Annotated in this window: 18 protein-coding genes; 10 read left to right on the plus strand and 8 right to left on the minus strand. The window is 56.3% G+C overall.

Annotated features, from left to right (window positions below; genetic code table 11):
* Positions 1-178: 178 nt before the first annotated feature.
* Positions 179-1,243 carry a class II fructose-bisphosphate aldolase gene (gene fba / locus M8010_RS06305; protein ID WP_250089713.1) on the plus strand — a complete coding sequence of 355 codons (1,065 nt, stop codon included), beginning with the start codon at positions 179-181 and terminating at the stop codon, positions 1,241-1,243.
* 183 nt (positions 1,244-1,426) lie between these two features.
* On the opposite strand, the gene M8010_RS06310 is transcribed toward fba, so the two are convergent.
* A complete protein-coding gene (locus M8010_RS06310) occupies positions 1,427-3,646 on the minus strand; it encodes a hypothetical protein (protein ID WP_250090144.1) in 2,220 nt (739 codons plus the stop codon).
* 5 nt (positions 3,647-3,651) lie between these two features.
* Positions 3,652-4,404 carry a TVP38/TMEM64 family protein gene (locus M8010_RS06315; RefSeq protein WP_250089714.1) on the minus strand — a complete coding sequence of 251 codons (753 nt, stop codon included), beginning with the start codon at positions 4,402-4,404 and terminating at the stop codon, positions 3,652-3,654.
* A 233-nt stretch (positions 4,405-4,637) separates the two neighbouring features.
* Here M8010_RS06315 and M8010_RS06320 point away from each other — a divergent pair, with 233 nt between their 5' ends.
* Both M8010_RS06320 and M8010_RS06325 read left to right on the plus strand, forming a co-directional pair.
* Positions 4,638-5,621, plus strand: coding sequence for a DnaJ C-terminal domain-containing protein (locus M8010_RS06320; protein ID WP_250089715.1), 984 nt, complete (start codon positions 4,638-4,640; stop codon positions 5,619-5,621).
* A 13-nt stretch (positions 5,622-5,634) separates the two neighbouring features.
* Positions 5,635-5,979 (plus strand): chaperone modulator CbpM, encoded by a 345-nt coding sequence (locus M8010_RS06325; protein ID WP_250089716.1) that lies wholly within the window; start codon positions 5,635-5,637, stop codon positions 5,977-5,979.
* Between the two features lie 135 nt (positions 5,980-6,114).
* On the opposite strand, the gene M8010_RS06330 is transcribed toward M8010_RS06325, so the two are convergent.
* Positions 6,115-6,285: a DUF6435 family protein gene (locus M8010_RS06330; RefSeq protein WP_250089717.1), complete on the minus strand. Its 171-nt coding sequence runs from the start codon at positions 6,283-6,285 to the stop codon at positions 6,115-6,117.
* 214 nt (positions 6,286-6,499) lie between these two features.
* Between M8010_RS06330 and M8010_RS06335 the strand changes: the two genes are divergently transcribed.
* From M8010_RS06335 to M8010_RS06350, 4 genes are all read left to right on the plus strand, one after another.
* Positions 6,500-7,957 (plus strand): DUF5666 domain-containing protein, encoded by a 1,458-nt coding sequence (locus M8010_RS06335; RefSeq protein WP_250089718.1) that lies wholly within the window; start codon positions 6,500-6,502, stop codon positions 7,955-7,957.
* A gap of 82 nt (positions 7,958-8,039) precedes the next feature.
* The gene (locus M8010_RS06340; protein ID WP_250089719.1) at positions 8,040-8,897 is read left to right on the plus strand and encodes a DUF6502 family protein; all 858 of its coding nucleotides are present in this window, start codon (positions 8,040-8,042) and stop codon (positions 8,895-8,897) included.
* On the plus strand, positions 8,894-9,289 hold the full coding sequence (locus tag M8010_RS06345; protein WP_250089720.1) for a hypothetical protein: 396 nt from the start codon (positions 8,894-8,896) through the stop codon (positions 9,287-9,289). The genes M8010_RS06340 and M8010_RS06345 overlap by 4 nt, the downstream gene beginning before the upstream one ends.
* Before the next feature lie 38 nt (positions 9,290-9,327).
* Complete coding sequence (locus tag M8010_RS06350; RefSeq protein WP_250089721.1) at positions 9,328-10,902, plus strand: DUF5666 domain-containing protein; 1,575 nt, start codon at positions 9,328-9,330, stop codon at positions 10,900-10,902.
* 68 nt (positions 10,903-10,970) lie between these two features.
* Here M8010_RS06350 and M8010_RS06355 read toward each other — a convergent pair whose 3' ends face one another.
* Positions 10,971-11,936 carry an NAD(P)H-dependent flavin oxidoreductase gene (locus M8010_RS06355; RefSeq protein WP_250089722.1) on the minus strand — a complete coding sequence of 322 codons (966 nt, stop codon included), beginning with the start codon at positions 11,934-11,936 and terminating at the stop codon, positions 10,971-10,973.
* A gap of 108 nt (positions 11,937-12,044) precedes the next feature.
* Here M8010_RS06355 and M8010_RS06360 point away from each other — a divergent pair, with 108 nt between their 5' ends.
* The 3 genes from M8010_RS06360 to M8010_RS06370 all read left to right on the plus strand — a co-directional run bounded on the left by M8010_RS06360 (position 12,045) and on the right by M8010_RS06370 (position 14,654).
* Positions 12,045-12,767 carry a DsbA family protein gene (locus tag M8010_RS06360; RefSeq protein WP_250089723.1) on the plus strand — a complete coding sequence of 241 codons (723 nt, stop codon included), beginning with the start codon at positions 12,045-12,047 and terminating at the stop codon, positions 12,765-12,767.
* 123 nt (positions 12,768-12,890) lie between these two features.
* Positions 12,891-13,901: an oxygen-dependent tRNA uridine(34) hydroxylase TrhO gene (gene trhO, locus M8010_RS06365; protein ID WP_250089724.1), complete on the plus strand. Its 1,011-nt coding sequence runs from the start codon at positions 12,891-12,893 to the stop codon at positions 13,899-13,901.
* A 21-nt stretch (positions 13,902-13,922) separates the two neighbouring features.
* A complete protein-coding gene (locus M8010_RS06370; protein ID WP_250089725.1) occupies positions 13,923-14,654 on the plus strand; it encodes a DUF481 domain-containing protein in 732 nt (243 codons plus the stop codon).
* Between the two features lie 12 nt (positions 14,655-14,666).
* Here the strand turns inward: M8010_RS06370 and M8010_RS20025 are convergent, their stop codons facing one another.
* From M8010_RS20025 to M8010_RS06390, 4 genes are all read right to left on the minus strand, one after another.
* Positions 14,667-15,614 (minus strand): YbgA family protein, encoded by a 948-nt coding sequence (locus M8010_RS20025; RefSeq protein ID WP_250089726.1) that lies wholly within the window; start codon positions 15,612-15,614, stop codon positions 14,667-14,669.
* A gap of 106 nt (positions 15,615-15,720) precedes the next feature.
* Positions 15,721-17,937, minus strand: coding sequence for a glycosyltransferase (locus M8010_RS06380; RefSeq protein WP_250089727.1), 2,217 nt, complete (start codon positions 17,935-17,937; stop codon positions 15,721-15,723).
* Positions 17,934-18,992, minus strand: coding sequence for a lysylphosphatidylglycerol synthase transmembrane domain-containing protein (locus M8010_RS06385; protein WP_250089728.1), 1,059 nt, complete (start codon positions 18,990-18,992; stop codon positions 17,934-17,936). The genes M8010_RS06380 and M8010_RS06385 overlap by 4 nt, the downstream gene beginning before the upstream one ends.
* Positions 18,989-19,654 (minus strand): GntR family transcriptional regulator, encoded by a 666-nt coding sequence (locus M8010_RS06390; RefSeq protein ID WP_250089729.1) that lies wholly within the window; start codon positions 19,652-19,654, stop codon positions 18,989-18,991. Before M8010_RS06390 ends, M8010_RS06385 begins: the two co-directional genes overlap by 4 nt.
* Between the last annotated feature and the right edge of the window lie 73 nt (positions 19,655-19,727).

Here is a 19,727-nt window from a genome sequence, read left to right on the forward strand (position 1 = left end):
TTTGAATCGCAAGGAGGGCCGAGAAGCTCTTCCGGGACCGTCAAAAACATGGATGTTTTTGTCGAGCGTACACGGACGTATTCACAGCGTGTCCCGGAAGAGCTTCTCGGCACTCCGTAGCAGACTCCAAACCTAAAAGTCTGCCAAAGACATTAAATAAACCAAGGAGACAACCCGAATGGCCCTGATATCGATGCGGCAGATGTTGGACCACGCCGCTGAGCATGGTTACGGTGTGCCGGCGTTTAACGTGAATAACCTGGAACAGATGCGCGCCATTATGGAAGCGGCCGACAAAACCGACTCCCCGGTGATTGTCCAGGCCTCTGCAGGCGCTCGTAAATACGCCGGTGCTCCTTTTCTGCGGCACCTGATTCTGGCGGCTATTGAGGAGTTTCCCCATATACCCGTGGTGATGCACCAGGACCACGGTACCAGTCCGTCTGTGTGTCAGCGTTCCATCCAACTGGGATTTAGCTCCGTGATGATGGACGGCTCTCTGGGTGAAGATGGCAAGACTCCGACTGACTATGAATACAACGTCGACGTTACCCGCCGCACCGTAGAAATGGCCCATGCCTGTGGTGTTTCAGTTGAAGGTGAGCTGGGTTGTCTCGGTTCCCTGGAAACCGGCCAGGCCGGCGAAGAAGACGGCATCGGCGCCGAAGGCACCCTGGATCACAGCCAGATGCTGACGGACCCGGAAGAAGCTGCAGACTTCGTCAAGAAAACCCACGTGGACGCTCTGGCCATCGCCATCGGCACCAGCCATGGCGCCTACAAGTTCACCCGTCCGCCGACCGGTGACATCCTTGCCATCGAGCAGATCAAAGCCATCCACAAGCGCATCCCGGACACCCATCTGGTCATGCACGGCTCCAGCTCGGTGCCTCAGGAGTGGCTGGAAATCATCAACCAGTACGGCGGTGAGATCCCGGAAACCTACGGTGTTCCGGTTGAGGAAATCGTGGAAGGTATCAAGCACGGCGTGCGCAAGGTCAACATCGACACCGACCTGCGTCTGGCCAGCACTGGCGCAACCCGCCGCTTCCTGGCCCAGAACCCGGCCGAATTCGACCCGCGTAAGTTCCTGAAGGAAACCATGAAAGCGATGACGGAAGTCTGCATCGCCCGCTACGAAGCCTTCGGAACCGCCGGCAACGCCAGCAAAATCAAACCAGTTAACCTCGAGCGTATGTTCGAGCGGTATGCTGCTGGGGAGCTTGATCCCAAGGTCAAGTAATTGACTGTGGAGTTTGCTGCCGTCGTAGCCTGGTTGTTTCGGGGGTGGCGCAGAGGTGGGCCGTCCTTCCGGGACACGCTGTGAATACGTCCATGTACGCTCGACAAAAACATCCATGTTTTTGACGGTCCCGGAAGGACGGCCCACCTCTGCTTGGTAAACCTCTCGATATCGCCTGCTTGTTCACATCTTGGCAAAGCCCGCTCCGGGGCTTGCTATTACCGCGTCATAACCAGGCAACTTCACATCAATCGGCGGCTCTTCGTTGTGCCAGTCGGCGGTCCACTCCACTTTTGGAGATCCCTCGGCGTTCGGCGTTATGGTGACGGACACAGTGCCGAAGCTTGTAGGGGCTGGCCCGAAACTGATGGTTTCGCCCGTTTCCCGCCAGCGTTCAGGGATGCCTCCACACAGCACCAGGCGGTCACCTTCCTCCCGCACGAAACAATTGCGCACCATCAGTACCCATTCCGCAGAGGCCCAGACGTGGTGGCCGTCGCCCATGCAGCCGCCGCGGGTGCCGGGGTGGATGGCTTCGGGCCATTGGCCGGTGGTTGAGGCCAGGTCTGCGACGGCGTCCATCAACTCGAGATAGCGGGGGTCGCCTGCACGCAGCAGTATCTGGGCCACGTGCAGGGTCAGATAGGCATTCAGGCCGGAGTGGATCATGTCCTGGTAGAAGGCGCCGTCGACGAAACAGCGCTCCAGCAGGAATTCAACGCAGTCCAGCAGGCGCGGATCGTCGGGCTTACAGAGCTGGGTCGGGTATCCGATTGCCAGGGAGCCGATGGCGCCCGCATCCAGACGCCGATAGGGTGAGGCGGGCATGCCGGGCCGTTTCAGGCGCTGCTGGCAACCTTCGAGGCTGCGGTCGACGGCTTTGGTGAAATCAACGGCATCATTCCAGAACAGTTGGCTTTCTTCCGGGCTGTCTTCGGCCAGCATGTCTGCCGCGGCTTGGAGCCCGGAGATGCCCCAGAAGTCGTCCCAGTAGTAATAGTCGTTAGGGCCCAGGTGCTCGGCACTGAAGCCTGCTGGCAGCAAACCGGCGTGGGGTGCTTCGGTTTCCTTGCGCAGGCGTTTGTGGGTGATCCACTGGGCGCCACGGCAGATGGGGTCGTGCCAATGCTTTTCCGGGCGGCGGCCGGTCAGGTCGAAGAAGCGTTTGAGTATCCACAGCACTTCGCCGTTGGCATCCCACTCGCCTTCCTGTGAACGGAAGTAGCCACTGCGGGTCTGGCGCTGGGGAAAGCGGGACAGGGCCCGTTCGGCGCGGTCGGTGAGGCCAATGCCCAACAGTGCATTGATGATGAACGCGGCATCGCGGAACCAGAAGCGCTTGTAAGTAAAAGGGCCGGGATAGACATCGTCCGGCGAATGGAGGATCAACGAGGCCACGGCCGCATCGTATAGGAACTGGTACCGGGGTTCCGGGCACACAAGCCGGGCGTGGCCCTCCCGCTCTGTCTGCCAGGCATCGTTTGCCGGCAGGCTTGCCGGGTTATCGCTCAGCGGGATGCTGGCGGTGATTTCCCGCGTCTTGCCCGCTTTGATGGAAAACAGCGCCGCCGCCGTTACCATACCCACGTCGCACACGCCGTCGCTCTGATCGTCCCGGTCCATCAGGTGAATGTGGACATCCCCGTTCCGGTAATCCGACACATGATGCCGTTCGGCAGGGGCGCTGAAGGTGACTGTGCGATTACCGTCCACCGCCCACACATCCCGTTTTTTGGAAAGCTTGACGCGGTTTATGAAACTGACCCCTTCCGGGTTTGAGGGTCGCAGGGCCAGCACGATGGAACCCGCGACCTCTGATTTTGCCTTAAGCCGGAATTTGCAAATCGGAACACCCTGTTCCAGTTCCACCCAGGCATGGCTGCTCAGTTCCAGGCCGTCCATGGAAGATTCCGTATTCACACGAACGTCGTCGACGTCCTGCCATTGCCGGGCTGTTTTACTCCGGGAAGGCAGCAGGCAGCGGCCGTCTTCTGCCAGCAACCAGCCATCCAGCGACCAGCTGTCGAAAAACGGCGTCAGCATACCCCGGGGGTCTACTATTGGCAGTTCGTCACAGTCCGGGTGGCCGACAGCGGTCCAATTGCGGTTACTGAGGTTGATGTGGGTAATGGAAAATGCCCGGGGAATGAACGATGGGTCTTTCGGATCAAACTGCCGTTCGATCCAGTAGGGCCAGACCCAGTCCAGGTTGTGCTGGATGACCCGGCTGTTGATCAGTCCCCGGGCGTGGAAAACCGCACCCGCGCGCAGTAATTCAATAGGTTCGCCAACCTCGGAGGGCTGGGCGAAACCGTGAAGCTTGGCCAGAAGCGCAATCGGGTCGAGAAAACCGTGTTTGCGGGCGACGCTTTTTACCAACAGTCGCCAGGGAAGCCAATTCATCCAGGTCACTGTCTGATCTCCAAGGCATGTTCCTCATCGGTGTATTTGGCCAGAGCTCGGCGCGCGAGGATGTTCAGAAACACAACAGCCACGACGGTGCCGGCAAATCCGGCGCCATATATCGCCCATTCAAGAGCAGACCGACCGGTTTCGCGGACACCCAGAACGGTCAGATCGGCGGCGATCGACCCCAGGTAAACATTGTGGAGCGAGAAGGGAATGAAGCCGAACACAGACCCGGCAAAGAAATCGCGAAACGAAAACCGGGTCAGGCCGAAGAAATAATTGGACAGCTTGCCGGGGAAAAAGGGGATCAGACGGGTCAGCAGTACGATCTTTCCGCCATGGGGCGTCAGTTCGTCGCTCATCAGCCGCAGCCGCGATCTTGCCATCACGAAGTCTTTAGCCCTTTCGCCGAAAAGATAGCGGGCAATCAGAAAGGCCATGGAGGCGCCAATCACGGTGCCGGTCACCACGTAGACGGTGCCTTCGAATACCCCGAATACGAAACCCGCGCCGGTAGTGAACAGAAAGCCCGGTAGCAACGCGACTACCGTAACCGTCATCAGCACAATAAACAGCAGGGCCGCCCAGGCTCCCTGAGCTTCAAACCAGCGAAGCATCTCCACAACCCGTTCATGGATGCCGAGAGAAAAGAGAATCGCAAGAATAACGCCGACGAAAGTGATGCTGGCCAACATTCCCAGAATCGGGGAGCTTTTCCAGCCGGCCCTTCGTTCCAGCTCTCCTTCTTGCATAATTGGAAGTGTCCTCCTGCGTGACAGCTACAATAAAAACGGGTGATCGACCCTGATTTGGGCGTTTAAATCAGCCTCCATACACTATGGTAGGCCATGGGGTGAAAACAAGGGTGCCGGTATGCGCATCAATTCTGATGCAGCCACACCTTGTAATTTGAGCTTCCTCATCAAATATAGAGGTAATAACCGGGCAACAATGCCCATTGTTAAGAACAGGTGTGAGGGAAAGAATGGACTTCAAAGACTATTACGCCGTGCTCGGTGTGAGCGAGTCTGCCTCCCCCGAGGACATCAAAAAGGCCTACCGCAAGCTGGCTCGGAAATACCATCCGGACGTCAGTAAGGAAGATAATGCCGACAACAAATTCAAAGACGTCGGCGAGGCTTATGAAGTACTGAAAGACCCCGAAAAACGCGCCGAATACGACGAAATCAAGAAGTATGGCGCCCGGAAAGACGGGTCGTTCCAGCCGCCTCCCGGCTGGCAGAGCGGGTCCGGCTTTGGTGGCGGTGGATATACCGAGGCCGATGCGCGGCAGTTCAGTGACTTCTTTGAGGAGGTTTTCGGTGGCGACCGTCGCAAAGGGCCCGGTCACCGGGCCGGGTTCTCTGGTGGCTTCGGTGGCCAGCGCAATTCCATGCGCATGCGGGGTGAAGACGTTCATGCCCGGCTGGCGTTGTTCCTGGAGGAAGCCTTCCACGGCTGCGAGAAGCAGGTGTCGTTCAATGTCCAGGAGGCCGACGCTCAGGGCCGGATAATGCCGCGCCAGAAAACCCTGAATGTGAAGATACCGGCCGGTATGAAGGAAGGGCAGCACATCCGCCTGAAAGGCCAGGGTGCTCCCGGCATCGGTGGTGGGGAAAACGGCGACCTGTTTATTGAGGTGGAGTACGCACCGCATCCCCTGTTCACGATTGAAGGCCGGGATATCATGGTGACGGTTCCAATTGCACCCTGGGAAGCCGCTCTTGGTGCCTCTATCACGGTACCCACCGTTGGTTCGAAGGTGAACGTAAAGGTGCCCAAGGGCTCTTCCAGTGGTCGCAAACTGCGGCTGAAAGGAAAGGGGCTGCCCGGCAAGCATCCGGGAGACCAGTTGGTGGTATTGCAGATCGTGATGCCCGAACGGCATTCTGAAGGTGCCGAGGAGCTATACAGGAAGCTGGCCGAGGCAGAAAAAGGCTTCAATCCACGCAGTAAGCTGCATGTGTGAGCGGGGGTGACGGATGACTGACAAAGACCATGCTCTGAGCGTCGAACTGGTGGAACCAACCGCTACATTCACCTTGCGGGAGATCTGCGAGCGTGGGGATTGCCATGCCGAGTTCGTCATTAAACTGGTGAGCTACGGTGTCATTGCGCCGGTGGAAGAGTCACCGGAGACCCGGCAATGGCAGTTTGATCTCGAGGCTCTCGCACGTTTGCACAAGGCCCAGCGTTTGCAGCGCGACCTGAAAATGAATCTACCGGGCCTCGCCATGTCTCTTGAACTTCTTGATGAAGTCCAGGAGATGCGACGTGAAGTCGATCGGTTAAACCGGCAGCTCCGGCAGTTCTTAGGCGAAACATAGTCAGAAGGTCGGTTGGCACACCCCTGCTCAAAACCGTGGAGCGCCAGGGATGGCGCGACCGAGCCCTACAGGGACGTGTTTACGGGCGTGTTTTGAGCAGGGGTGTGCCAGCCGACCCACCCGCCATGCTAAAAACTACTCCTTGCCGATTTTCTGCAGTTCCGCATAAATCTTCTCTGCTTCTTCCATCAACGTCCCATGAGTGCGTAGGTCGCCATTACGCTGGGCGTGCAGCGCTTTCTGCAACTTAGCCTCATATTCTTTCTGAAGTTTTTTCTTCGGATCACCTTTCAAGAATCCCAGCATTTTTTCTCACCTGTTTTCGTTCGTGTGTTCAGTAGCTTACGCCTGTCTGGCCGGAAAGTTCACAAAAACTTCATGATCAAAAACTGGACAAATCTTAAAAATGGGAATAAATTCCCAATTAGCAGTTTGGGAAAATAATCCCAATAAAGAAAAATATTACCAACCGGCTGCACTCCGCGGCCGGTATTCCGGAAAGAATGAAAGGAGAACAACGATGAAGCGCAATCCTTTGGCAAACGCTGTAAAACTCGCCCTGACCGGCGCGATTGCAGGGTCCCTGGCTGCCTGTGGCGGCGGTGGTTCTGGCTCGTCTGGTAGTGACTCTACGTCCACTGGTACCAGCGTCGGTGCGGTTACCGGTTTTGGCAGTGTGTTTGTAAACGGCACCCGGTTCGAGACCAGCGGCAATGTCGACAGTGACGACGGCATTGAGCGGGAAGATCAGCTGGAAAAAGGCATGATTCTCCAGGTCAAAGGCGACTGGGATGACCGGGGCGAGGGCCGAGCAGACAAGGTCAGCTATGACGACACACTCCGTGGGCCTGTTGCCGGCATGAGCTGGAACGAGACCGACCGTACCGGAACCCTTGCCATGCTTGGCCAGAACATTGAGTTGGACGGTCGCACCGTCTTTCGTGGTGCAACGCCTGCCGAGCTTGCCAGCAACCCTCAGGGCTACCACGTGCGCGTCAGTGCCTGGCGACTGGATGATGGCAGCTTCCGCGCCAGCTTCGTTGGTGCCCGGGCTATCGATGTTGAATTTGATGACGACAACGAGGTCGAGATTGAGGGCGTTGTAGCCAACCTGGACACAAGCGCAGAAACCTTCACCATCAACGGATTCCAGATCGACTACACCAGTGCTGTAGGAGATGACGACTTTTCTCTGAGTGATCTGGCCAACGGAATCGTTGTAGAAGTTGAGGGTCGTCTGAGCAACGGCGTCATTCTCGCTGATGAAATTGAAGACGAAGATGACTGGTATGACGACGATGACGATGTCGAGATTTCTGGCAGCATTTACGACTACGACTCGTCAAACCGTCAGTTCTCTCTCAATGGAGTAACGGTTCAGATTACTGGTGGCACCGAGTTTGATGACCTGCGTGAAAGCAGTCTGGCTGATGGTCTTTATGTCGAAGTTGAGGGCAATTTCCGTAATGGCATTCTGGTGGCAGAAGAGATTGAGGGCCGCGAATCAGACGCTGAATTGGAAGGCCGCATCGAATCCATTGATCTGACTGATGAATCCCTGGTAGTCAGCGGCGTTCGGGTGCAGATCAATGCCAATACCCTGATTGAGGACGATGATGACGATGATCGCCGCAGCCGGGCTGAGGACATTCAGGACTTGCGGGTAGGTGATTACCTGGAAATTGAAGGTCGCCAGCGGAGTTCCAACGGAGGCTTCCTTGAGGCGCTCAACATTGAACGTGACGACGACGATGACGATGAGTACGAGCTCGAAGCCCGGGCGAGCGCAATTGGCTCAAACTCCATCTCTATTATGAACCTGGAGATCCTCCTGAATGGGTACAGCACCTCGGGTGCAAAGGTTGGCGATGAAGTGGAAGTGGAGTACCGCGGAACCAGTGGTGGCCAGTACGAGCTTACCGACAACGTCGATGTCGATGATGATAGCGACGACGATGACGACGATGATGATAATTGATCACTAAACCGTTGAGTCAGGCCGGGAAACTCCGGCCTGACCTTCTGGCTTTTGACGTCGCTATGGGAATACAATCCCAAATATGACAAAGTCCAACACCAATCCCCTGCATCGGGCGCTGTATCGCATTCTGCGCCCCATGGCACGCTTGCTGCTCCGCAACGGCATTCCGTTTGCCGAGTTTGCGGAACTGGTCAAGCGTGCGTATGTGGATGCCGCCATGGAAGATTTCTCTGACCAGCGCAAAAAGCCGACGGATTCCCGCGCAGCGGTAATGACGGGGCTTACCCGCAAGGAAGTGAAAAAACAGCGTGAGATTTTGGCAGGTGAACATGAAGGTAATCGTGGTGCGAGGCATGAAAATCGTGCTTCACGGGTGGTTTCCGGTTGGGTTCACGACGCCGCATTCCAGACCAGTGATGGCCAGCCTGCACAATTGCCGTTTGACGGCCCGCTGAGCTTCAGCGAACTGGTAAAACGCTACAGCGGAGATATGACGCCACGGGCGGTTCTGGAAGAGCTACTTCGGGTAGGTGTTGTGGCAACGGAAGGTTCGGGACATCTGGAGTTGCGCCAAAGGGCCTATGTGCCGATCGGTGACAGCGAAGAAATGCTCCAGATCTTCGGCGAGGACGTATCCGATCTTATAGCGACCATTGATCATAATCTCACAGGGAGCGAAGCCGACAGCCAGCCCCTGTTTCAGAGAACACTGGTATACAACAACATACCTCCGGAAGTCATGGCACGCTGGCGCCGTTTCGCGGCGCAACAGGCCCAGTCCATGCTCGAGCAGATGGACAAATGGCTTGGTCCCCATGACCGGGACATCGCCAGCCATGGCGAAGGCAAGTCCGAGGGGGATGCGGTAAGAACCGGAGTGGGAATTTTCTACTTTGAAGAACCGGTTCAGCCAGATATCGATGGAGAACAGAAATGACAAATTCCGGAGTCTGTTCACACACCGGACACTGCTGGCAGCCAACCGAGCTGGTCATTACGCTTCTATCCGCCAGCGCAAGAGAAGTGGTCCGACAATGGATCAGCTGCAATCGGTTTCTGGATGCCAATAACGAACCCACGCTTCTGTCCACGGCAAGTACAGAAAAGACTGGTTTTACGGCTCTCGTCAACCAGGTGAATTGTGACCTTGCGCCGGCTGTCATTTTTAATGAATTACTTCGTAAGGGAATTGTCGAACAGCATGAAAGTGGCTGCCTTCTGCTACGCCGCAGCGCCTATGTTCCGGACCTGCCATATAAGGGCGATGCCTTCGCAATGACAGAAGAGCCGGAAGTGGCTCCTCGCAGACGCCGTAACGATCAAATATAAATAATGTTGGCCCCGTCGCTGGCCAGGGAGAAACATACATGAACCCGAAATCCATCCAATCAGCTACCCGATTCTCGTTGAGCGCATTGGCGATTGGCGTCCTTGCGGCCTGCGGCGGAGGCGGTGGAAGTGGGGACAGCATTGGTGTCGCCGATGGCGGCATCCGCGGGACTGGTTCCAGCGTTGGGCCGGTTTCCGGGTTTGGTAGTGTGTTTGTGAATGGGGTTCGGTTTGAAACGGATGGCAACGTCACAAGCGATGACGGCATCACGATAGAAGATGAGCTCAGCGAGGGAATGATTCTGCGCATAGAGGGCGAATGGCGCGAGGATGATCAGGGTACGGCGGACGAGGTCGAGTATGACGATACGCTTCGGGGTGTTATTGATGATGTGTCTTTGGGAACCTCGAGCACTGATGAACTTGTAGAATTAACGGTGCTTGCCCAGACAGTCGTTGTTACAAGACGAACCGTCATTGAGGGGATGACTTTCGATCAGCTTCTTCAGGGTAATGGTGAAGAGACCAGCATCAGGGTCAGTGCATGGCGCCAGGTCGACGGCAAATTCCGTGCAAGTTATCTCGGTGTTATTGCGGATACGGCAGAAGATGTTGAACTCGAAGGAGCCATTGACCAGAACTCAATTGAGGACGGCCGCTTTACCATCAATGGTGTCGAAATAAACTACGATGCTGCTGTTGATTTTGAAGGCGGTCTCTCTCCGGATGACCTCCAAGAAGGCGTATTTTTTGAAGTTGAGGGGGATTTCTCATCAGGAGTCCTTCTGGCGCGACAGATCGATAGAGACGATTTTCGACGGTACCAGCAGGGTAGCAGTGAGGGGGATATTGAGTTTACCGGTACGATTCAGCAACCGTTCGTGTCATCCGGAGGCGGAAATCAGATCGGTGAGTTCTCTGCCAGCGGCCTGACGGTTCAGGTTTCCGATGAAACTGAGTTTGAGGATGGGCTCACTCCCAGCGATCTTACAGAGGGAATCCTTGTGCAGGTGGAGGGACAGTTCGATTCTGCCGGCAATGTCGTGGCAGAAGAAATTGAGCTGCGTGAGGCCAATGCTGAAGTGGAAGGTGTAATCACGGATGGGTCGATAAACCTGATGACGCGATCTTTTGAGGTAGGCGGTGTAGAAATTCGGGTGACGCCTTTAACGATTATTTCTGATGATGAAAATGATGACGACGACCCACGAATTACGCTCGGCGACCTCTTCGACGGTGACGAGTTGGAAATTGAAGGGATTGAGCGGATAGAGCGAAGCAACAATGAGAATGTGTTTCTCGAAGCCCTCAGAATCGAGCGTGAGGAAGAGGATGACAACGAGGGTGATGGCGATGAGTCCGATGGTTTTGAGCTGAAAGGGAAAGTTCGAGACATCGATTTCAATTCAATCACCGTACTCGGCGTAAGGATGTTCGCAGAGAGCAATGCATTTGAGGACAACGACCGGTCAAAAATCGAGGAATTATTTAACCCACTAACCGATGAGTTTCCGATTGTTGAGGTAGACTATGAGCCAGCCAATGTAGGACCGTATCCATACAGAGCTACGGACATCGAACTCACAGAAGACGACGAAAATGACGATGATTGATAGTAATCAAAGAGCTATGCACCGGTTGCCCCAAGGGGCAGCCGGCGCAAATGCCGACTAAAATCGCCCTACACATCAAGCCGGGAGCGCGCCTCCTTGTACTCCTTGGTAATCCTCTCAACTAGCTCATTGACAGGAACAACGTCCGTAATCTGGCTCACCCCCTGGCCAGCCGACCAAACCGTCTTCCAGGCCTTTGCCTCGTCATTCACCGGCTTGAGTTTTTCACCGTAGTCGAGCTTGCCGGCCTCGTTCAGCTTGTCCATCGGGTAGCCGGCCGCTTCCAGGCTCTGGCGCATGAAGTTGGCGGGTATGCCCGAAACTGCCGGGGTGTGAATGATGTCGCCGGAGACCGCCTCAATAATCATGTTCTGGTAAGCCGCTTCCGCCTTGGATTCCGTGGTGTTGATGAATCGGGTGCCCATGTAGCACAGGTCAGCACCCATAGCCTGGGCGGCGAGAATGTCTTCGCCTTTGGAGAGCCCGCCGGCAAGCAGGATAACTCCGTCGAACACTTCGCGAATTTCATGCACCAACACGAACGGGTTGATGGTGCCGGCGTGGCCGCCTGCGCCCGCTGAAACTGCGATAATGCCGTCCACTCCGGCTTCCGCCGCCTTGCGGGCGTGTTTCTGGTTGGTTACGTCGTGGAACACCAGGCCGCCATAGCTGTGCACGGCTTCAGTTACGCGGGTTGCAGCACCGAGAGAAGTGATCACAATGGGCACCTGGTGTTTCACGCAAAGCTCCAGGTCCGCTTCCCAACGTGGGTTGGTGCGGTGAACGATCAGGTTTACGGCGTAGGGTGCAATTTTCTGGTCCGGGTGGGTCTGGCGGAGGTCCTCCAGTCCCTCGTTCATCTGAATCACCCACTCTTCAAACGCTTCACTGGTGCGCTGGTTCAAGGCGGGGAAACTGCCGACGATGCCCTGCTTGCAGCAGGCAAGCGCCATCTCCGGCCCGGAGATCAGGAACATGGGGGCTGCCACCAGTGGCAGACTCAGCGACGACTTCAGTGATTCAGGTAACGCCATGAGAATTCCTCAGTTTTAGTTGGAACTTTTGTACGATATAAAGGATCTTAGCGTGCTCACTACCGCCTGAAAATGATTAGAAACGAATAAACAACAAGGAGCTCCACCATGGGTGAAGCAAAAAGAAGAAAGGAAACCGGTGCGCCACCTCCCCGCAAGCAGAGAGATCGCAAGCCACTTTATGCCGGTATTGGCGTTATTGTTCTGGTTTTCGTTGCAGTTGGTGTCTTTTTCCTGACCGCAAGCCCGGATCCGTCATCGGATGAGCTTCCGGTTGCAGCAGCCAATGCCGATCCCTTTCCGGCGCAGCTGGATCGCTTTGGTGTCTCAGTGGGTAGCGACGATGCCCCTGTGGTGGTGCGGGAATTCGCAGACTACCAATGTCCTGCCTGTGCTCGATTCTCAGACGCCAGCCAGCAACTGAAACAGGAGTACGTCGAGTCAGGAAAGGTACGCTTTGTATACTTCGACCTGCCTCTGCAACAACATGACAATGCCGTCCCGGCAGCCCAGGCAGCCCGCTGTGCCGGCGACCAGGGCGCCTACTGGGAAATGCACGACCAGCTGTTTGATATGCAAACAGAATGGAGTGGGTCCGGCAGCCCAGTGGATACCTTCAGCCGCTACGCCAATGATCTGGGGCTGGAAGAGCGCAGGTTCCGCCGTTGTATGACTACCGACCTTCACGTTGAAGACATCGAGCAGAGCCGGCGCGTAGCCATGCAACTCCGTGTCACCAGCACGCCAACCGTGCTCGTCGATAACATACGCCTGACCCGACCGGGCTGGGGGCAGTTGTCAGCCGTCGTTGAGCGTGAGCTGTCCGATTAAGCGCAGTAACTCCCTGTAATACTCTCCCGGGGCCGAATTCGTTAGAATGGCGGCCTCGCGCCTTTGGGCGATTATTAACCATGCTCCGGATTTACGGTCCGGCCCGCTGGAGAAACCAGACACATGAGCCAGGATGTTGTTGTCTGCGCGCTATACAAGTTCGCAGTTCTGAATGATTACAAAACCCTTCGCCAGCCGCTGCTGGAGCTGATGCTTGAGAAAGACGTGCACGGCACCTTGCTGCTGGCCCGCGAAGGCATCAACGGTACTATCGCAGGCAGCCGTGAGGGTGTGGATGCGATAAGGAATTGGCTGGATGCCGATGAGCGGTTTGAGGGTATTGATTACAAGGAGTCCTTCGTGGATATCCAGCCTTTCAAGCGCACCAAGGTGAAGCTGAAAAAAGAGATTGTCACCATGGGCGTGGAAGGCATTGATCCGAAGCGCATTGTGGGCACTTATGTGGATCCGAAAGAGTGGAATGATCTGATCTCCGACCCGGACGTAATGGTTGTCGATACCCGCAACCAGTATGAAGTAGAAATCGGAACATTCAGGAATGCCAGAAACCCGGCCACGGATACGTTCCGGGAGTTCCCGGAATACGTGAAAGAAAACCTGGACCCGTCAAAACACAGAAAAGTGGCGATGTTCTGTACCGGGGGCATCCGGTGCGAAAAGTCCACGGCATTTCTGAAAGAGCAGGGCTTTGATGAGGTTTATCACCTCAGGGGTGGCATCCTCCGGTACCTGGAAGAAGTTCCGGAAGCAGAGAGCCTGTGGCACGGTGAGTGCTTCGTGTTTGATGACCGGGTAACGGTGAATCATAAGCTGGAGCGGGGTGAGTACGACCAGTGCCATGCCTGCCGCCGGCCAATTACCGAGGAAGATAAGCAGCGCCCGGAGTACGAGCAGGGCGTGAGCTGCCATCGCTGTATCGATTCGCTGACGGCAGAGCAGAAAGCCCGCTTTGCCGAGCGTGAGCGCCAGATGCGACTGGCCGAGAAGCGGGGCGAAGCGCATGTGGGTGGCGAAGCTGCGCTGATCATTGCGGAGCGAAAGGCCCGAAAAAAGGCAGAGCGCGAACAGCAGGCCCGAAAAAGCGCCATGGGCGAGCGTGGTGCCAAATCCTGATCATAAAAACTGGGAGATTTCATGCGGTTCAGAACGACCCCTGCGATTGTATTGCTGGCCCTGTCACCGATGGTGTTCGCCGAGGATTTTGATGGCTGGGAAGGCGAAGGCGAAGCTGGTGTTCTGATAACCTCCGGCAACACCGAGGAAACCAACATTAATAGCCGTCTCGCGCTGATGTACGAGGAAGCCGAGTGGCGTCACTCCGGCGAGTTCCGCTCTGCCTATTCGGAATCAGACGATGAGACGACGGCCGAGAAATACCGGGGTAATCTGCAATCCGACTACAAGTTCGAGGGCAGCCAGTACCTTTTTGTCCGGGGCGCCTACGAGGATGATCGCTTCTCCGGGTATGATTTTCAGTCAACCCTGACCACCGGTTACGGTAACCGGGTATGGCAGCGCGGCGACCGCTCCTTCCTCGATCTTTCAGCCGGTCTTGGTTACCGGTTCAACAAATTGGAAGAGCCTGATTCAGACGGCAACCGGGACGAAGAAGAAGCCATCGCCCGGCTGGCGGGCCAGTTCGACTATGGCCTGTCTGAAAATGCCCTGTTTCGTCAGAAGCTGAGCACTGAAATCGGCCTGGATGAAAACAACACCGTCACAGAGTCTGAAACCTCTGTTCAGGCGACGGTTGTCGGTAACCTGTCAATGAAAGTGGCCTACCTGGTACAGCATGTATCGGATGAGCCTGAGGGTTCAGACGACACCGATACCGAAATCTCGCTGTCACTGCTGTACGGTTTCTGATGTGGGCTGGCGCTAGACCCGGTTCCTGAGCCCCAGCTCGTCCGGGTAAGGCGTCAGGTACTTCTGGGTATGCAGGTAGTCCACCGGCTCCCGCCGCTGGGCCATCCGCAGCAGCGTCATCGGCACGACCAACGGTATTTCGCCCCGGTGGTAAGCCTCGACCTGCTCCATCAGTACCTTGCGGTCCTCATTCGCCATGGAATCCCGCAGGTAGCCCATCAGATGCTGCATGGCATTGACGTGTGAGCCACGGCTGACCCGCTGGGCCATTGCTTCCATGAACGCAGTGATGTATCGGTCGGCGATGTCTTTCAACGGTTCCGATTTCAGATCCCCAAGCATCGGGCCGAGCTGGCGGTAGATTCTCTCGGAGTGAGCCAGCAGCTGGAATTTGTGGCGGGTGTGGAACTCGATCAGGGCGCGGGCAGTGAGGTTTTCACCGGCGACGTTCTGCATCCAGTCGTCGTAGGCAAACACGCGTTCAATGAAATTCTCCCGCAGCGTGTCATCGTTCAGCCGGCCCTCTTCCTCCACCGGCATCAGCGGGTACTGGCGCATGAGTGCCTCGGCAAACAGGCCACGGCCGTCGCGGCGAATCACATTGCCGTCAGCGTTGTGTACCTTGATCCGTTCCATGCCACAACTCGGTGACTTCGCCATCAGGATGTACCCCCGAAGGTCTGCCAGTGTCGGCATTACCTGGTCGATGAACTCCTGCATGGCATCGGTATGGTCCGCCGTGCCTTTGGATTCGATCAGTTTGAGCCCGTCCTGGTATTCGCGCAGGTGGATAGCGGGCCTGGGCACGCCGAGCCCCGCCTCCAGTTCCGGGCAGATGGAGCGGAAATCAAAATGACGGGAGAGTACCTGGGTGCAGAAGCGGGAATGTTTGTGGCCGCCGTCATGGCGAACTTCCTTGCCCAGCAGGCAGGTGCTGATACCAACGGGAATGCCTGTCACAGTCTGTCTCCGGATTGAAAAGGTACCTGATAGGTACGTTTTCACAGTCTAAACCGATCATCTCTGTTGGTGAAAGTAATGCGTTGGAGGTGTGCCGTTGATCGGGTTATCGGGAGGACGATCGCACCAGGGTAAGGGCGTAGATCTCACGCATATCACGGGCAAACTGCTCCACCGAATAATCCGCGGCAAACTCCAGGGCGTGGGCGGCCAGTTCCTCACGAAGCCCGTCGTCTTCCAGCAGCTGTTGCACCCGTGCACACCACTGGTCCTGCTTTTCCGGTGTCTTGAAGCCGTTGAAGCCGTCGCGCACCACATCGTCAATGCCACTGGAGCGTACTGCAACCACCGGCAGCCCGGCGGCCATGGCTTCCAGTATTACCATGCCCTGGGTTTCAGATTTGGAGGCGAACAGGAAAGCATCGCCAAGGTGATACCAGGTGGCCATATCATCCGGAGGGATGGAGCCGACCAGTGTGAAGTGATCTTGTAAGTCAAGCTCATCGATACGCTGCTGCAGGCGCTCATGCTGGTGGCCTTCACCAATCATCAGGAAACGGAAGGGGCGGTCGGTGCGCCTGCGTAGTTCATCAATGGCATCGATCATGAAATCGATATTCTTTTCGTTGGAAAGCCGGGACACGCTGACGAATACGGTCTCATCACCAATATTCAGGGATTCCCGCAGCTTGCGGACATCTTCATCGTCAACCTCCTGGAATCGCTGGTACTCGATACCAGTGGGTTGAACAAACACCGGGCTCTTGACGCCAATCATCCGCAGGTACTCCTCGGTGGAGTAGGTGGGCACGATGACGCCGTCGCACTTGTTGGCAAACCGTTTGATCAGCTCATGAGAGATCAGGTTGCGGAACAGGTTGCCCGGCAGGGGTACGAAGTGCGCGTAATGTTCCAGGCGGGTGTGATAGGTGTAAACCGCCGGCACCTTCAGGCGCCGGGCGATGAACATTCCCAGCGAACCCAGCCAGATGGGGTGGTGCAGGTGGATGATGTCTGGTTTGAACGCTCGCAGCCGCTGGCGGATCCGCGGCAGGAATATGTTGGCCAGCCGGAATTCCCGATTCTCGCCCATGGATAAAAGGGATGGCACCCGCACCACGTTGCTTTCCTGCCGGGGCTGGTCACGATATCGAGGGCACACAATCAGGATGACGTCGCCGAGAGTTTCCAGGCCTTTTCTCAGGCGCTCGATGGAGATAGGTACACCGCCAATGAACGGCAGGTAGTTGTTGGTGAACATGGCAACCCTTAACGGTCGGGAAAGCCAGGGCTGTGGGTCCAGATCGTAATCCGGATAGTAGTCTTTCTCCACGAAAATGGCGGTGTAAAGCTTGATGCTGATCAGCACAAACACGGCCACCAGCAGGATGAAGTTCACGTAGCCCACATAGAACAGGGAGTAGACAAAGAACCAGAGGGATTCCAGGGTACTCAGTATCGGGTTCTGCCCGGCTTCCAGCCGTTCCATTGAATGGCTGATCTCGCCATCTTCGCTCACATTCACCCGCACGTAATGGTAAAAACTGGTGTCATTATTGAGCACCAGTCCCCCGGCTCCACCGGTGGTGATGAATCGTGTATTACCCTCTACCTGATCCGAATACAGGGACAGATTGGCCGAGAACACCATATCCACATCGTGCCTGGCAATGGCCTCAAGCAGGGCCTGACGGAATTCCGGAGGCTCGAGGAAATCGTCATCCTCCTCGAAGGGCGCATCCTGTTCCGGTTCCAGCAGCGGGTGACCGACGAACAGAAAACGCACTCTGTTGGGCTCCTGGCTCAACAGGTCGTTCAGCCAGCGGATCTGCCATTGCCAGGGGGTTTTGCCGGTACTGTCCAGAAAGATCAGCCGTGCGTCACCGGCCTTGATACTGAAAAAATGTGGGCCGAAGTGGTCGTAGAACCGGTAGCTGCCGAAATTCTCGTACTCGTTGTCGCCAAAGGTCAGCAGGTAGGGAATGTCCAGATTGGACAGGGTGCCCTGAATGGCACGGTACTTGTCTTCGCCGCCCCCGCTGACAGCGTTTCCGGCGGACACTACAAAGTCCAGGCCAGACTGGTTGAGTACCGGGATCATCCGTTCTTCGAAGACACCAACGGAATTGTTGATGTTGCCCACAACCGCAAAACTGAAACCACCGGAGTCCGCCAGATTGTCGCTGATCCGGGCTACCTGCTCTGTGTGCAGGGCCTCGAACTCGGGCGCGAACAGGTTGAGGTAACCCTTGTACCCAATCAGCAGCAACAAAATCGACAGGTTGATGTAGAACAGCAGTTTTAACGGATGGCGGCTTTTCATGGGGCTTCCTTCCTGTTCCTAACCAGTTCCCTCTGCAGGATTACCAGACCGGCCAGCATGCCCAGATAAATCGTGATGAATCGCCAGGCGATAGTTACCAGAACCAGGTGATTGGCCGTGAGTATGTCCCGGAAGAAACTACCGAACACCCCTTCCGATATGCCGGACGCGCCGGGTGTTGGTGAAAAATACATCACAAACGTGGTCACCACCAGCAGGCCGGTGCTCACAACGTAGTCTACCTGGTAATCCAGTGCCGATATCAGCAGCGCCGGGAAGCTGAACAGGCTTAGCAGGAATATAAAAGTGAACAGTACCGATAACGCAACGAACCGTTTCGGGCCGTTGAGATAATCGCCGAAGCTGTGGGAAAACCGCAGCATTTCCCGCCTGGCCTTGAATTGCCAGCGATGGTGCCTGCGCTCACTGATAAGGTGGAAACGGTGCAACACACTCAGCAGTCTCCCCAGGGGTGCGATAAGCCAGCGGGTGCGGAACAGGACGACCATGAAAAAACCGAGGTAGAGGAGGATTAGCACCGCCAGTATCGGCCCCAGTTCTCCCACGAGGGGCTGATTCTCGAGGGCGTCGAGCGTCAGTAGGAAAACCGGGGTGAGCGAGAAGATAAAGATCACCGCGATCACGGTCCGGATGGTGGTCGCTGCCGTGGCACGGCCCACCGGTACCCCATGATGCTGCAGGTACCAGATCTGCGCAAAGCCGCCGCCGGTAGCCATGGGGGTAACATTGGAGAAAAACAGATTAATGAACACCAGCCGGAAAATCACCGGGAAGGACAAACGGTGTCCCAGTGCCCGCAGGGTGAAGTGCAACCTCAGACCGTCAGCGACAAAGTAAATCACAAGCAGCGCAATGACTGAAACGAGGGTTCGAGGCGCAAGCAGGCGCTGATCAAAAGTAACGCTGCGGCCGGCGAACTGGTCGTACACGGCATAGAGCCCGGCTGCCGTCATGGCAATGAAGATCAGGCTGAAAACCGTCAGCCTGCGCCAGGACGCGCGCTGTTGATAATCCTGATCCGGGGGATTGGTCATGAACTGACCGCCAGCGCCTGCTGGATAAGTGCTTTCTGGTGGGCGCCAAACTCAGCCACCAGGGCCTCAGATTCATTGGCGTCCCGCGCCAGGATAGCTTTGGTCAGGCGGCTGAAGAACAGCCCGGTGCGGTCCAGATCCTGCCGGTAGCGATCTGCACTGAGGTAGTAGGCCCGGCTGACAGCCGGCTTGAAGTTGGTCAATGCCTCAGTGAGGTAAGGATTGGCCACTACCTTACAGCATACCTCCATCACCCCGAAACTGGCCTCCACGATCGCCGTGATATTGGCATTCTTCCGTTGCATCCGGGTGGTCACTGTTTCTACCGCCTGCAACAAATCTGCCTTGTCTGCCTCCTGCCAACGCTCGCACAGTCGCCGCGCCAGCATGATCAGCAAGTGCATGTAAACGTCGTAAAGCTCGGAAGCGTGCGCAGCATCCAGTTGGGTGGCGGATGCGCCTTTGCGTGGGGTGATCTCGACCAGGTGCCAGCGTTCGAGTGTGTACAGCGCCTCCTTCACTGAAGCCCGGCTGACCTTCAGTTCATTGGCGGTGGTGGCCTCATGCAACCGTTCACCAGGCCTGATCTGGCCCGTCATGATGCGCTCGGCCAGGTAGTTGGCGATTTGCTCGGCAAGGGTGTTGGGAACCTGGAAGTCCATTGATTGAAGCCTGCTTTTAACGTTCAGAACCATGATGGCTCTGGGAAATGCCTGTCAGATCTTAACCTTATTT

This window comes from Marinobacter sp. ATCH36, assembly GCF_023555055.1.
Classification (GTDB): domain Bacteria; phylum Pseudomonadota; class Gammaproteobacteria; order Pseudomonadales; family Oleiphilaceae; genus Marinobacter.

Bases quoted from the DNA above. Each gene is read 5' to 3' on its own strand.
- fba (WP_250089713.1), top strand. From the start codon at position 179: ATGGCCCTGATATCGATGCGGCAGATGTTGGACCACGCCGCTGAGCAT.
- M8010_RS06310 (WP_250090144.1), bottom strand. From the start codon at position 3,646: ATGAATTGGCTTCCCTGGCGACTGTTGGTAAAAAGCGTCGCCCGCAAA.
- M8010_RS06315 (WP_250089714.1), bottom strand. From the start codon at position 4,404: ATGCAAGAAGGAGAGCTGGAACGAAGGGCCGGCTGGAAAAGCTCCCCG.
- M8010_RS06320 (WP_250089715.1), top strand. From the start codon at position 4,638: ATGGACTTCAAAGACTATTACGCCGTGCTCGGTGTGAGCGAGTCTGCC.
- M8010_RS06325 (WP_250089716.1), top strand. From the start codon at position 5,635: ATGACTGACAAAGACCATGCTCTGAGCGTCGAACTGGTGGAACCAACC.
- M8010_RS06330 (WP_250089717.1), bottom strand. From the start codon at position 6,285: ATGCTGGGATTCTTGAAAGGTGATCCGAAGAAAAAACTTCAGAAAGAA.
- M8010_RS06335 (WP_250089718.1), top strand. From the start codon at position 6,500: ATGAAGCGCAATCCTTTGGCAAACGCTGTAAAACTCGCCCTGACCGGC.
- M8010_RS06340 (WP_250089719.1), top strand. From the start codon at position 8,040: ATGACAAAGTCCAACACCAATCCCCTGCATCGGGCGCTGTATCGCATT.
- M8010_RS06345 (WP_250089720.1), top strand. From the start codon at position 8,894: ATGACAAATTCCGGAGTCTGTTCACACACCGGACACTGCTGGCAGCCA.
- M8010_RS06350 (WP_250089721.1), top strand. From the start codon at position 9,328: ATGAACCCGAAATCCATCCAATCAGCTACCCGATTCTCGTTGAGCGCA.
- M8010_RS06355 (WP_250089722.1), bottom strand. From the start codon at position 11,936: ATGGCGTTACCTGAATCACTGAAGTCGTCGCTGAGTCTGCCACTGGTG.
- M8010_RS06360 (WP_250089723.1), top strand. From the start codon at position 12,045: ATGGGTGAAGCAAAAAGAAGAAAGGAAACCGGTGCGCCACCTCCCCGC.
- trhO (WP_250089724.1), top strand. From the start codon at position 12,891: ATGAGCCAGGATGTTGTTGTCTGCGCGCTATACAAGTTCGCAGTTCTG.
- M8010_RS06370 (WP_250089725.1), top strand. From the start codon at position 13,923: ATGCGGTTCAGAACGACCCCTGCGATTGTATTGCTGGCCCTGTCACCG.
- M8010_RS06380 (WP_250089727.1), bottom strand. From the start codon at position 17,937: ATGAAAAGCCGCCATCCGTTAAAACTGCTGTTCTACATCAACCTGTCG.
- M8010_RS06385 (WP_250089728.1), bottom strand. From the start codon at position 18,992: ATGACCAATCCCCCGGATCAGGATTATCAACAGCGCGCGTCCTGGCGC.
- M8010_RS06390 (WP_250089729.1), bottom strand. From the start codon at position 19,654: ATGGACTTCCAGGTTCCCAACACCCTTGCCGAGCAAATCGCCAACTAC.